We start from the raw sequence: 13,326 nt of genomic DNA, 5'->3' as shown, positions 1-13,326 counted from the left end.
TCCAGTACAGGATGTTAAGTAGTCAAAATTGCTCTGCTCGTTTTTATAGGCGGGGAGATTAAATATAATGAGGGGTGAAATAATTAAATGTAAATATTCAATTTAGCATCCGGATCAAACCCCGGCGTCAAATGAAGATATTTTTTGTACCCTTTATATTTCTGGTAGCGTTAATTAGTGCCTGCAGCACCCGAAAGGTTACCATAACGAAGCCTGTTCCAAAGGCTCCCCAAACTTCTGCTCCTGTTAAAACGATTACGGGGAATACCCTGGTCAATAAATATTCTGCAGAAGCATATATCGAAAGGTTCAGAGACATTGCGATCAAAGAAATGAATAGCTTTGGCATCCCGGCGAGTATTACCCTTGCACAAGGCTTGCTTGAATCTGGAAGCGGAAATAGCAGCCTCGCACGAGATGCGAATAATCATTTCGGGATAAAATGTACTGCTGAGTGGAAGGGCAAAACAATATTAAAAGACGATGATCAGAAAGATGATTGCTTCAGGGTGTATACAAGTCCTGAAGAGTCGTTTCGCGATCATTCTGAGTTCTTGAAACGCAAGCGATACGCACCACTCTTCGAGCTTAACAAAAACGATTATAAAGGTTGGGCAGCAGGTTTGAAGGAAGCCGGCTACGCCACTAATCCCCGCTATGCTGAATTGCTGATAACTCTGGTGGAACGATATGACTTAAGTAAATACGACCAAAAGGAAGGCTTTGTCGAGAAGATCAAGCGGGAAGATAAGGTTCTGACAGAAATAGTTCAGAATATCCCGGAAGAAAAGAAACAGGAGCAGGCTAAAGCTCCTGTAGAAATGAAAATTTATGAAGTAAAGGCCGGCGACACCATCGAATCTATCGCAAAACGCTTTTCCATTACCGTAAGTGACTTAAAAATCCTGAATGATCTGGGCAACTCCGAAGTGAATTTGGGTCAGTTATTGCTTGTTTCGAAATGAGAAACACGTATCAGGTATCAAGGATCAAGATAGTTCATTCTAGATTTGAACTTTCACGTTATACTTGAAGGTATACTGCAGTGGTTAATACGGGAGCCCTGTTTAAAATTATCCAGTGGCAAGTCTTGATTCTTGATACCTGACACTTGATACTTCCTTTTGTTAAAATTGTTAAATCGGAACCTGGGTGAAGCAGAAACCCGTAAGTTTATGAAATTGAAGAAAATAATCTATATCCTGTTGCTGCTCGTTCTATCGAACGGTAAGCTGTTTGCTCAGGACAAACCTGTTCAGGGGATTGTTTTCGATATGGACAGTAAACAGCGCTTAACACGCGTCTACATTTACAACACGCGGACCGGCGCGGGCTTTTACAATACAACAAAGGGGGAATTTAAAACAAATGCCCGCTCAGGCGATGTTCTTGTCGCTGCATTACAGGGTTATGGTGTGGATACAATAAGTATCAAATCTGAAAGCACTCTTCTATTCTATTTACGACGCAATAGCATCCAGCTTCAGGAAGTTGTTGTGCGCGACAGTTTGAAAACCCCGGCCGAACAACTAAAGCAAGCTCAGGAAGAATATAACACCATTTACACAAAAGGTGCAGTAAAAGATGTCTTCACTATGGGGGGCAGTAATGGCGGCGGCGGCGCCGGGCTGAGTATAAATGCGCTATATAATTTATTGAGCAAAGAAGGCAAAAATGCCCGAATGCTTCAAAAAATCATTGAACGGGATTATCGCGATGCGATGATCGAATACCGTTTTACAAAAACTCTTGTAAACAATGTAACGGGATTAAGCGGGGCAAAACTCACGGATTTTAAACAACAGTACAAGCCTGGATACTATTTTATTCTTGAGGCAAATGATTACGAGTTGATCCAGTACATTAAGAAATCCTATCAGAGCTATCTGGAAAATCCCGCAGCCAATCGTCTTGGTCCTCTCAAAGGAAGTGCTCAATGAAATTCCCGATAGTGCATCTGCCGTTTTTACCTGCTGCAGGCATGGCTATTTTCCCATTTGTGCTGGTAAAATACTCCTGGATTAAGAATGACCAGCAAATCATCAATCACGAACTAATACATTTAAGACAGCAGATTGAATTATTAATTATTCCCTTTTATCTCATTTACATCCTGGATTATCTGATCAATTTAGTGAGATATAGAAACCATGATCTGGCTTACCGGAACATTGTGTTTGAAAAGGAAGCGTTTAGCAACGATGCTGATTATCAATACCTAAAAAATCGGGGATTCTATTCCTGGATGAACTACTTTAAGTCACATTAACCTTGAAAGATATCGAAAAGAAGTCTTTTTTCGTTTTATTTGTCAGATGTTTACCCGTTGCCTGATCATATTCAGTTTTATTTCAGTTCTGAGCCCTACACTATTTGCACAGCAGACAGAAAGTCAATCGGATACGACGATTTTAAAAGATCTCAGGCAATATCCCCGTAGAAATTCTCTCCCAGTCAGACGACCGGTTATTTTTCCAGAAACAGTGCGGCTTCCAGAACCCGAAGAGCTTCAGTTAAGCATTAATTACTGGCGGAGCTGGACATCGTTCGGGGTGAATGTAAATCAAGCATCATTCAGCGATAATTGGGGAGGAGGTGGAGTGAATTCTTTAGCTCTTGGTGGTCAATTCACCTATAAAACTGATTATACCCAAGGCGATAAAAATTTCGTGTCAGAGGTTTTGCTGCAATACGGAAAACTGAAGAATAAAGGTCAGCTCTCTAGGAAACCTGCAGACCGTATCTTTTGGGACAATAAAGTGGCCCTTAAATTATCTAAGAGCTGGTATTTCTTTGGATCGTTAAATTTTGAATCCCAGTTTGACCGGGGTTTTTCCTTTGCCAGAAATGCCCAGGGAACTGAAGTGGCAACACTCCTTTCCAGATTCATGGCTCCGGGTTATTTGACCGAATCGGTTGGTTTCGAGTATAAGCCTGTGAAATATTTTTTCCTGCGTATTGGTACTGGCACAGCACGACAAACTTTTATGATAGATACCAATCTCTATAAAACTAATCCCAAAAATTTCGGTGTTGAACCTGGTAAAGGTTTTAGAAACGAGCTGGCATTCCAGGTAGTGGGGTCAATAGATAAGGACATTGCGGAAAACCTCAATCTGAAAAGCAGGTATACGATGTTCGCTAACTATGAGAAACTGAAGAGCATAGACAACCGACTGGATGTGACATTGACCGCTCGTGTTAACCGATTGATCAATGTTTCGCTGGCAGGAATAGTTCTTTACGATGATGATACAGCGGATAAAATCCAGGCCAGTCAGGCACTTTCGCTCGGACTCATTTACAAGTTTCCCCGCTAATCAATTCTTCTTCTTGAGCTGAAGATAATCCAGGTAATACAATACTTTAAGAGAAAGGCTGTTGTTTTGTGGGCGGCTGATTACCCGGCCGAAATTTCTGCCATAACCCTCCCGGTTTAAAGTTTCATAATCCTCAGCCACGTCCTTATAAGTTAAGCTTAATTCACTGCCGGGAGCAAACTGCCAGGAATAAACCATGTCTATATTAAACACATTGTAGTTAACATGCTGATTAACGAATTCTGTACCAGGGTTTGGTTGAAGATTTCCATCATCCTGGAGCAAGAAAAAGCTTTTGTTTCTGCGATCCGACCAGTAGTGTCTTCCCCGTAAATTGAGACCCATTTTAGCTGTGAAGGCGTATTTTACGTCCAATATGCTTTCTACGGTGTTCCGGTCATATCTGGAAAAGATAATCTCGTTGGACGAGTTTTTGCCAACCCAGTTAACATAGTTGTACCGAGGCTCGATCATAATTTCTGTACCAAACGAGAGTTTATTATTAACTCTGTAATTTTGATAAAACCCCGTACCAATACCAAATCCCTGGTAGCTATCCTGGAAACGCATTGACAGATATGCACCGCCATTATATTTCTTTGCATTGTTCGAATTAAAGCTGCCATTTATCCCGGTACTTGAAAAGGTATTAAAAACCCTTCCTGCGCTTCTGGCTTCATAGAAATCGTTGCCTGAAAATACACGACCAATGTTCATGTTCGCCGACCAAAAGTTTTTAAATTTCACCCATCCACCAACATTCGCATTAAATGATTGATAGGCCTGGGGCTTAAACATCCGGGAATGATCAGCTTCGAACCAGGTTTCGTATTGCAGATACCACTTGCCGGGTTTAAATTTATTGTATCCTACATAAAGGGAGTGGTCAAGAAAATTATTGTTAGTAAAAAAGCCAAGGTCAGTCGGGTTGAACTTGTCGTCCGAAAGTTCTTGTTCAAGATTCCACACAAAGTTTCCGCTTTGTTTCCCAACTTCAAACTCATAGCCAAATCCTGTATCATCTCTGGTAAGGGAAGTCTGATGACTCATTTTAGCCGCCCCCTCAACATGGTATTTATTTTTTTTGTTGTTTAAACGAAAAAGAAATGCACTCACATTTGCATCATAAGCAGCGCCTTGCCGCAAAACGTTCGTATTCAACAAGGTCACTGAGCTGTTGTTTTTAAGATTTTGATCAAGAACGAAAATACTGTAATTGGTGAGCGGCTGCGTTTCCACCATTCTTTCCCGTCCGGCTGCATTTAAAACTGTGGCAACTGCGCGATTAGTTACTGCATTGAATACGCCGATTCCAAGTCCTTTTCCTGTTCTACCGGAAACTTTAGTGGCATTTATTAACTTACTTTCACTGGGGTTTTCCTTCACCGTTTCCCCAGCCTGAAGCTGTCCATAAACGTCATTGGTGTACGATGGAAACGAGCCTATCCTTCGGGAGTAAAAAAGGTCTCCTTTATTGAAAAGCTCTGTACCTTCAGTAAAGAACTGCCTGTTCTCGTTAAATTTTACCTCGAAGGGAGTTAGGTTGAGGATCTGGTTGTCCGAACGTACTTGTCCGAAATCAGGGACCAGGGTCATATCAAGGGTAAAGCTTTGATTTATTCCGTATTTCACATCCATTCCGCCATTGAAAGTTCCAGTAGTATTTTTTACCCCAGGCAAATTGTATGGATAATTATTGGCTGATGTAGAAACATAGGGTGAAAAAGAAAGTCTTATCGGCGATTTAATATTAGTGATCCCATGCAATTCTCCCTCCTGATTTATAAAACCGCTGACTTTGGGATCCACAAAATTCCAGCAGGATTGATAGTTGATTTTTTGCCTGCGTCGCGTCATGTTTACTCCCCAGGTCTGAACATCTTTGTTAGCAAAGCGAAGCGCAGAATACGGTATTTTGAATTCGGCCGTCCAGCCTTTTTCATCAATTTTAACCTCACTATCCCATACTGCATTCCAATTATCATCTTCATTACCAGTGAGTGAATATTTCGCATCATATTGTGAACCGGCTGCTGTAACGTAAAATCCAAGTCCATTTATGCGGTCCAGGTATGGATCGAAAATTATTCCTATAAAGTCAGCATTACCCACCCGGTCACGTGTGACTAATTCGCGCGCAATACTATCCGGATGGTCATACATCCTGGCGGAAACGTAGATGGCAGAATTGTCGTAAAGGATTTTTACTTCTGTTCCTTTTTCCCGTGATTCTACCTTTCCTGGTACCGGGCGTAGCTCTACAAATTCATCAGCGGCAACTGCTTTAGTCCATACCTCGTCATCAAGTACCCCATCAATTTTGGGCGCGCTCTCCGTTCGAACAGCATTCATTTTCTTTATAGTCTGTGCTACAGAAGTCATGCACAGAGCACAAAGCAGACTGGCTAAGAGTAGTCCTTGTTTCATTAAGTCAGTTTAGGTTGGTTTTCAGCAATATTAGACGGTAGAATTGTTAAAACGTTGCACGTTTTTGTTAAATGGTGTTAAATATGTTACAGCCTAAAAAACTTTAGGGCAGTAAAGGTAAGTGTTAAGAACTATTTAGCCCGAAAATCTTAACTTTGCACCAGCTAAAAGCTGATTGAAAGATGTTTGAAAATTTACAGGATAAACTGGACAGAGCCTTTAAAGTATTAAAAGGACAGGGTAGCATTACTGAAATAAACGTGGCAGAAACCATGAAAGAGATTCGAAAAGCTCTTCTGGATGCCGATGTTAACTATAAAACTGCTAAGGCGTTTACCGATGAGGTTAGAGAAAAAGCTTTAGGACAAAATGTATTGACAGCCGTATCGCCCGGACAACTGTTAACCAAACTTATGAACGATGAGCTGGCAAACCTTATGGGTGGAACAGTTCAGGAGCTCAATATCACTGCGAATCCTACTATAATATTGATTGCCGGTTTAAACGGTGCGGGTAAGACCACATTTTCTGGAAAACTTGCGAATTTCCTTGCTACCCAGAAGAACAAAAAACCTCTTTTAGTTGCAGGCGACGTTTATCGGCCAGCAGCGATCGATCAGCTGGAAGTATTGGGCGGACAGATTAATGTGCCTGTTTACACTGATCGTAATTCAAAAGATCCTATAGCTATTGCCAAAGCGGGTATAGCAGAAGCGAAGAAGAATGGCCAGAATGTGGTTATCATTGATACCGCCGGCCGATTGGCAATCGACGAGGAAATGATGAATGAGATCGCGGAAGTGAAATCAAGCACAAATCCACACGAGATCCTGTTTGTTGTCGACGCAATGACCGGCCAGGATGCAGTGAACACAGCAAAGGCCTTCAACGATCGGCTGGATTTCACCGGGGTTGTCCTGACTAAGCTTGATGGTGATACTCGCGGTGGTGCAGCGCTTTCAATAAAATCTGTTGTCAATAAACCGATTAAGTTTATTGGTACCGGCGAGAAAATGGAAGCTCTGGATGTATTTTATCCGGATCGTATGGCGTCCAGGATCTTGGGTATGGGTGACGTTGTATCCCTTGTTGAACGAGCACAAATGCAGTTCGATGAAAAGGAAGCAGCCGAACTTCAAAAGAAGATCCGTAAGAACAAGTTTGATTTTAACGATTTCCTGAGTCAGATCCAGCAGATTAAAAAGATGGGTAATATGAAAGATCTGATGGGAATGATCCCCGGCGTTGGGAAAGCGATTAAAGATGTCGAGATTGATGACAATGCATTTACTCCCATCGAATCAATCATCCGCTCGATGACGCCTCACGAGCGGGAAAATCCGGATGCTATAAATCAGAGCCGCCGTACAAGGATAGCTAATGGTTCAGGCACAACAATCACGGAGGTAAACAAGCTGATTAAACAGTTTGAGGATATGCGTAAGGTAATGAAGCAGTTCTCTAATCCCGCTGCAGCAGCAAAAATGATGAAGGGAATGCCAAAAATGCCTTTTGGGAAGTAGAGGATTTGGTTTAAAGATTTACGTTTTAGTTATTTTTATCTGGCCCATGTTCATATTCCCTATTTAGTATATAAGTTCTAATATGTATTTTGAAAAGGAGATGCAGTAAGTCTTCGGTTCCGCCAGTCGGGTGCTCTGCAGTAGTTTTTTGCATGAAGTTTCCGGTAAAAATATAAATTTCCAGCCGCAAAAAAGCTACTTGCGACGCCCCCGTTTATTTTACTCATGACAGAATTTCTTCGGAACAGTAGTCGTATAGTTAAGCTAAAATGTTCGTTATTGCCGACATTTAATAAACGTTAATAGCACAACAGGCCTTTCCAGCAATATTCCTACCTCCTACAACAATATTACAGTTTACCTTCATAATCAATTCATTTTTCCGGCCTATTATCATTAGATTTATAATAATCCTATGAGTAAGAAATGGTTAAAGGTTATTTAACATTAATTTTTCTGCTTGTGTCGCTGTTCTCCCGGGCAGCTTCCATACTCATCCCTATGGACGAGGCACAGAAAAACCACCTTAAATCTTACGGCATTGCTTATTGGACATTGAAGAAAGGTGTAGCTGTCGACTGGCTGCTCAATTATCGCGGTGGAAGTTTTCTTATCAAATATGCCCAGCCTATAGAAAATGAATGCCGCATCAGAGGTATTACCTATGAAGTAATTACTGATGGGCAGGTAAATGCCATCCTGACTGAAATTGCAAGCCCAGAAGTTAATATGGAGATGGTTAAGCTTGAAACTGCAGCTAAGATTGCAGTTTACTCCCCTAACAATGTCTTCACCACAAAGGATTACACCGATGCTGTTCAACTGGCGCTTGAATATGCGGAAATACCCTATGACATAATATACGATGAAGAAGTACTCAATGGTGTTCTTCCGAAGTATGAATGGCTTCATTTGCATCATGAAGATTTTACCGGCCAGTTTGGCTTGTCGGGCCAGCGACAATCACAGGAGGATATAAATATCCAAAAGTCCATTGCTAATCGCCATGGGTATCCTAAAGTGTCACAAATGAAGCTTACCGTGGCGAAGAACATTAGCAAATTTATCAGTGGCGGCGGGTATCTTTTTGCAATGTGTTCTGCTGGTGAAACTTTGGATGTAGCCCTTGCTGCTGAAGGAATTGATATAGTAGAAAGTAATCATGATGGTGATGGAAGCGATCCGCGTGCCCAATCGAAACTTGACTTCAGTAAAACCCTTGCCTTCAGCAATTTCATCCTGAAACCTGATTACAGGGGATTCTCGAATATAAATGCCGGAAGGTATGCTAATCCTGAAAACGATTTCTTTACGCTCTTCAGTTACTCTGCGAAGTGGGACCTTGTACCATCGATGCTAACACAAGATCATGAGTTTGTAATTAAAGGGTTTAATGGCCAGACTACTGCTTTCAATGAAAGCACCGTCAAATCGAACGTATTGGTAATGGGCGAGACAAAAGTTGCTGGTGTTGCCCGTTACATCCATGGAGAACTGGGGAATGGCCAATGGACCTATTATGGTGGACATGATCCGGAGGGCGACTTCGGGCGCGGTGGTGGCGGCGGCTTCAGGGGAAATGGAGTGCGCTTACCTAATAATCCGGCAGACCGCAAACGTGATTTGAGCTTAACGCCAAACTCACCGGGCTACCGCTTGATCCTGAACAACGTTTTATTCCCGTCGGCTAAGAAAAAGAAGCAAAAGACCTGATTATCAGACATCGCTAAATATTTTCGGGATTATTTTTGTAAGTTAGATCATCTATCTTTGAAAAATGAATGATCCTTTGTCACGTCTTTGGCGTTGTTGTACCTTACCAGGAGCAATAAAAATTGCCACACTGTTTTTCAGTCTGCCAATTTCACAAAATCCGGTGTTGGCTCAGGGCTATATCGGAATCCGAATTACTCCAAATTTTACCTCGGAACCCAAAGTTTTGAATAATTCACCTGCAAGTATTTCTACCGGTACAACTACCGCGATAGAGGCCGGCCTAGATTATACTCACATGCTCAACCGCAAATGGGGTGTTAGTGCGGGCACCGATTTTGGTGGTGGCAACTGGTCTTACAATTTAAAGGCACCGCTTTCAGCATTCCAACCAGGTCAGGCCGGGGAGGTTAATTTATCGCGTTTCCATAATTATTTATACAACTCTGCGACGCTCAATGCTGTCTATAAAGTATCTGCCCTTGGCAACGTTATCCGCATATTTGCGGGTCCAACCTTTCGGGTCAATCATTCTCAGCGCGTCGGAACCACGCGAAAGAGAAATAACCCAGACAACCTCATGTATGCTGACGCTCCTGCTGCCGGTTCAGAAACGCCCGATTTTGCTGTAGAATACCCGAATGACGCACGGATATTTACAATCATGTCCGCCGGTGTGGGATATGAGCATAGTGTTAATAACAATCTAGATGTGCTACTAGGAGTTCGCACGAACTGGGGCATAACTTCCGTGACTAAAGGCACGATGACGATTAACATGAATGACAAACTCTACCGGGGGTCGATAAATACCCGTTCAAATTATGTTGGGTTTGATGTTGCTTTGCGGTTTAAGACCTTTTCAACATCGAATAAAGGCAAATTCTAATTTTCCGAAGTTTCCTCCCGCTTCTTTACGTTGTTTATCGTGTGGGACTCTACACGAAAGTTTAAATTCGTATTTCTGCACTTTCTTTAAACGAAAATCAGATAACCGCACCAACTACTTTTCCATTGACGTATGCCATATAAGGTATTAAATTGACTTGGTATGACCCGTACCTTGTGGTGTAAATATCAGGGAAAGAATAGGGAAAGCTCCGGGAAGCATCCGGGATATTCTCGAACTTTTCCCGAATCCTTCTCGGAACTGTCCCGGAACTGTCTCGAAGATGGTAATAGTGAAAAGCAGTCTACGTATCCGGCAGTTATGGTATTGCCCGGAAAAAATTTAAATAGCGTTATAATCACAAACAATTTTTAACCGAAAGTTAAATTACCTTTTTACGTCAGATAACTGATCTTCTAAACATTAGTTTTTTATCAATTCTATCCGTTCCCTAATTCATTTAATCTCTCCTAATTACAGGGGTTCTACTTTGCTTAAATTAGTTTATACCTATACAGCATGCCAGTAAAAACCTATGGGAGTTCCGTTTTTGGAATCGAAGCTATTACCATAACAATTGAGGTCAATATGAGTGGTGGTACCAAATATTTTATTGTTGGCCTCCCTGATAATGCGGTTCGGGAAAGCTTATTTCGGATTGAAAGTGCGCTCAGCAATTCAGGTTTGAAGATGCCCCGAAGAAAAATAGTTGTGAATCTTGCGCCGGCGGATATCCGAAAGGAAGGTTCTTCGTATGATCTGCCAATTGCCATGGGAATTCTTGCTGAATCGGGCCAGGTGGCGAGGGAAAAGCTTAAAGAATTTCTGATCATGGGCGAGGTTTCCCTCGACGGGGGACTCCAGCCTATTAAAGGCGCTTTGCCCATTGCTATCCAGGGTAAACGGGATGGCTTCCGGGGCTTAATCCTACCCAAAGTAAATGCCCGGGAAGCTGCAATTGTAGATGACTTTGAAGTCTATGGTGTGGATAACCTTTACGATGTCATCCAATTTTTCATCGGCAAGAAAGCTCTTGAACGAACAGTTGTAGATACTAAACAGGAGTTCCTAAATAATATTAGTAACTATGAAAGTGATTTTAGCGATGTAAAAGGCCAGGAGAATATTAAGCGAGCACTGGAGATTGCTGCTGCAGGTGGACATAATCTGATATTGATCGGGCCGCCTGGTGCAGGTAAGACAATGCTTGCTAAAAGACTGCCCACTATTCTGCCACCTTTGAATCTATACGAGGCTCTTGACACCACAAAGATCCATTCTGTTGCGGGGAAATTATCTGCATCCGACTCCATCATGACGGTTCGACCGTTCCGGTCACCGCATCACACCATATCTGATGTTGCATTAGTTGGCGGGGGTACAAACCCCCAACCTGGTGAAATATCTCTGGCACATAATGGCGTTCTTTTCCTGGACGAGCTGCCGGAGTTTAAACGTACAGTTTTAGAAGTTATGCGTCAGCCACTGGAAGAACGACGGGTTACTATTTCCAGGGCTAGATCGACGATCGATTACCCTGCTAGTTTTATGCTTGTAGCATCTATGAACCCCTGTCCGTGTGGATTTTACAATCATCCAGAAAAGGAGTGTATTTGTGGACCCGGTGTGGTTCAGCGATACCTGAGTAAAATATCCGGACCTTTGCTGGACAGAATTGACTTGCATGTTGAAGTCACCCCGGTAAATTTCAACGAGTTGTCATCAGATCGGCCGGCCGAAAAAAGTAAACCTATTCGCGACCGGGTTAGCGCGGGTCGGGAGCTTCAGCATCAACGATTCGCAGACAGGGATGATGTATTCTGCAATGCACAAATGAGCCCGAATATGGTAAGGAATATCTGCCGGATCAGCGATGCTGGACAAGCGCTGTTAAAGCAAGCGATGGAAAAGTTAGGCTTATCTGCACGTGCTTACGATCGTATACTCAAAGTCTCTCGAACTATCGCAGATCTTGCACAAAGTGACGAGATTCTATTGGAGCATTTAGCCGAAGCAATTCATTATAGAAGCCTTGACAGAGATGGGTGGGCCGGCTGAAGCAATTCTCCGTTCTCCAGCCCCCATCCTCATTTCCTTTTAATTCCTACCTTTGCAATGATGGATTATCAGGTACATGCCCTGCAAAATGGAATACGCATATTGCATAAACCCACAGCTTCTAATATTTCGCACGCATGCATTATTGTCAATGCAGGGTCGCGTGATGAGGCTAATTCCAAAGACGGCCTGGCGCATTTTATAGAGCATCTTCTATTTAAAAAAACTGAAAGAAGAAATACGAATCAAATCCTTAATCGATTGGAACTTGTTGGGGCTGATCTGAATGCATACACCACCAAGGAATATACGTGCATACATGCTTCATTTTTGAAACCTCACCTTGAGCGCTCACTAGACCTTTTCGAAGATATTGTTTTCCACTCCGTATTTCCTGAAGATGAAATGGTCAAAGAGAAGGATGTTATCCTGGATGAAATAAGCTCATATCACGATCAGCCGGACGAAGCAATAAACGATGATTTCGAGGACCTTTTGTTTGACGGACATCCATTGGGAAGAAATATTCTGGGGACGGCACAATCCGTAAGATCCTTTTCACAGAAAGATATTTTTGATTTCATCGGTGAAAATTACAGTACTGACGAAATAATAATTGGCATATGCGGGGACTATGATTTTAAAACCTTGATCCGGGTTTCGGAGAAGATCTTTAGCAAAATCCCCGGCAATAAAACTCAGAGAGAAAGGATAAAGGTCAATTCTTACAAAGCCAAAGAGTTTCGCTTTAAAAAGCCGATTAATCAATCGCACTGTGTAATTGGCAACCGTTCATTCGCGATGCATCATGAATATAAAACCGGATTTTTACTTTTAAACAACCTCCTTGGCGGAACCGGAATGAGCTCCAGGCTAAACCTTGAGATCCGGGAAAAACATGGGATTGCATATACCATTGAATCAAACTACTCCCCCATGAGTGATACGGGCATCTTTTCAATCTACTTCGGTACCGATCCCGATAAATTACCGAAGGCTTTACAGCTTGTAGAGCGTGAATTGAAGAAACTCAGGGATAACAAAATAGGTCCCCTGCAACTTCGGCAGGCGAAGCAAAAGTTTATCGGACAGATTGCCCTTGGTGAAGAAAACAGAATGGGATTATTAATCTCAATGACTAAAAGTCTTCTTGACTACGGACGAGTAGATTCCTTGGAAGAGGTTTTCAATAAAATAAACGCTGTAACAGCACATCAACTACAGGAAATAGCTAATCAAATGTTTGAGCCGACCTTGCTCAGCAGACTGATCTTTGAACCACAGGAAGATTCGTAGAGATCCCCTCATCCGCACTTTCCAAACACAGATCTCCCGTTCACCTTAGAATTATTCTAAATAAAGTTTGGATTATTGAGTGCTATTGCTACTTTTGCGA

General features: G+C 42.3%; 10 protein-coding genes. 9 read left to right on the top strand and 1 reads right to left on the bottom strand.

Going from position 1 to position 13,326, the window contains the following annotated elements:
- The first annotated feature begins 131 nt into the window (after nt 1-131).
- From B5X60_RS12395 to B5X60_RS12380, 4 genes are all read left to right on the top strand, one after another.
- Nucleotides 132-965: a glucosaminidase domain-containing protein gene (locus tag B5X60_RS12395; protein WP_079703002.1), complete on the top strand. Its 834-nt coding sequence runs from the start codon at nt 132-134 to the stop codon at nt 963-965.
- A 210-nt stretch (nt 966-1,175) separates the two neighbouring features.
- Complete coding sequence (locus B5X60_RS12390) at nt 1,176-1,940, top strand: hypothetical protein (protein ID WP_079703259.1); 765 nt, start codon at nt 1,176-1,178, stop codon at nt 1,938-1,940.
- The gene (locus B5X60_RS12385; protein ID WP_079703001.1) at nt 1,937-2,269 is read left to right on the top strand and encodes a hypothetical protein; all 333 of its coding nucleotides are present in this window, start codon (nt 1,937-1,939) and stop codon (nt 2,267-2,269) included. The genes B5X60_RS12390 and B5X60_RS12385 overlap by 4 nt, the downstream gene beginning before the upstream one ends.
- Nucleotides 2,270-2,315: 46 nt before the next feature.
- A complete protein-coding gene (locus B5X60_RS12380) occupies nt 2,316-3,320 on the top strand; it encodes a DUF3078 domain-containing protein (protein WP_079703000.1) in 1,005 nt (334 codons plus the stop codon).
- On the opposite strand, the gene B5X60_RS12375 is transcribed toward B5X60_RS12380, so the two are convergent.
- Nucleotides 3,321-5,747 (bottom strand): DUF5916 domain-containing protein, encoded by a 2,427-nt coding sequence (locus tag B5X60_RS12375; protein ID WP_221406241.1) that lies wholly within the window; start codon nt 5,745-5,747, stop codon nt 3,321-3,323. It abuts the gene before it with no gap.
- Between the two features lie 182 nt (nt 5,748-5,929).
- Between B5X60_RS12375 and ffh the strand changes: the two genes are divergently transcribed.
- From ffh to B5X60_RS12350, 5 genes are all read left to right on the top strand, one after another.
- Complete coding sequence (gene ffh, locus B5X60_RS12370; RefSeq protein ID WP_079702999.1) at nt 5,930-7,270, top strand: signal recognition particle protein; 1,341 nt, start codon at nt 5,930-5,932, stop codon at nt 7,268-7,270.
- A 426-nt stretch (nt 7,271-7,696) separates the two neighbouring features.
- On the top strand, nt 7,697-8,983 hold the full coding sequence (locus B5X60_RS12365; RefSeq protein ID WP_079702998.1) for an asparagine synthetase B: 1,287 nt from the start codon (nt 7,697-7,699) through the stop codon (nt 8,981-8,983).
- Nucleotides 8,984-9,047: 64 nt separating this feature from the next.
- Nucleotides 9,048-9,872 carry a hypothetical protein gene (locus B5X60_RS12360; RefSeq protein WP_079702996.1) on the top strand — a complete coding sequence of 275 codons (825 nt, stop codon included), beginning with the start codon at nt 9,048-9,050 and terminating at the stop codon, nt 9,870-9,872.
- Nucleotides 9,873-10,391: 519 nt separating this feature from the next.
- A complete protein-coding gene (locus B5X60_RS12355) occupies nt 10,392-11,930 on the top strand; it encodes a YifB family Mg chelatase-like AAA ATPase (protein ID WP_079702995.1) in 1,539 nt (512 codons plus the stop codon).
- Between the two features lie 60 nt (nt 11,931-11,990).
- The gene (locus tag B5X60_RS12350; RefSeq protein ID WP_079702994.1) at nt 11,991-13,226 is read left to right on the top strand and encodes a M16 family metallopeptidase; all 1,236 of its coding nucleotides are present in this window, start codon (nt 11,991-11,993) and stop codon (nt 13,224-13,226) included.
- Nucleotides 13,227-13,326: the final 100 nt, after the last annotated feature.

The organism is Daejeonella lutea (genome assembly GCF_900168015.1).
GTDB lineage: Bacteria > Bacteroidota > Bacteroidia > Sphingobacteriales > Sphingobacteriaceae > Daejeonella > Daejeonella lutea.
This window is presented reverse-complemented; position numbering and strand designations above follow the sequence as displayed.

What these genes read in the sequence shown, in the direction of transcription:
- B5X60_RS12380 (WP_079703000.1), top strand. Translation starts at nt 2,316, where the DNA reads ATGTTTACCCGTTGCCTGATCATATTCAGTTTTATTTCAGTTCTGAGC.
- B5X60_RS12350 (WP_079702994.1), top strand. Translation starts at nt 11,991, where the DNA reads ATGGATTATCAGGTACATGCCCTGCAAAATGGAATACGCATATTGCAT.
- B5X60_RS12355 (WP_079702995.1), top strand. Translation starts at nt 10,392, where the DNA reads ATGCCAGTAAAAACCTATGGGAGTTCCGTTTTTGGAATCGAAGCTATT.
- B5X60_RS12375 (WP_221406241.1), bottom strand. Translation starts at nt 5,747, where the DNA reads ATGAAACAAGGACTACTCTTAGCCAGTCTGCTTTGTGCTCTGTGCATG.
- B5X60_RS12365 (WP_079702998.1), top strand. Translation starts at nt 7,697, where the DNA reads ATGGTTAAAGGTTATTTAACATTAATTTTTCTGCTTGTGTCGCTGTTC.
- B5X60_RS12385 (WP_079703001.1), top strand. Translation starts at nt 1,937, where the DNA reads ATGAAATTCCCGATAGTGCATCTGCCGTTTTTACCTGCTGCAGGCATG.
- B5X60_RS12395 (WP_079703002.1), top strand. Translation starts at nt 132, where the DNA reads ATGAAGATATTTTTTGTACCCTTTATATTTCTGGTAGCGTTAATTAGT.
- ffh (WP_079702999.1), top strand. Translation starts at nt 5,930, where the DNA reads ATGTTTGAAAATTTACAGGATAAACTGGACAGAGCCTTTAAAGTATTA.
- B5X60_RS12390 (WP_079703259.1), top strand. Translation starts at nt 1,176, where the DNA reads ATGAAATTGAAGAAAATAATCTATATCCTGTTGCTGCTCGTTCTATCG.
- B5X60_RS12360 (WP_079702996.1), top strand. Translation starts at nt 9,048, where the DNA reads ATGAATGATCCTTTGTCACGTCTTTGGCGTTGTTGTACCTTACCAGGA.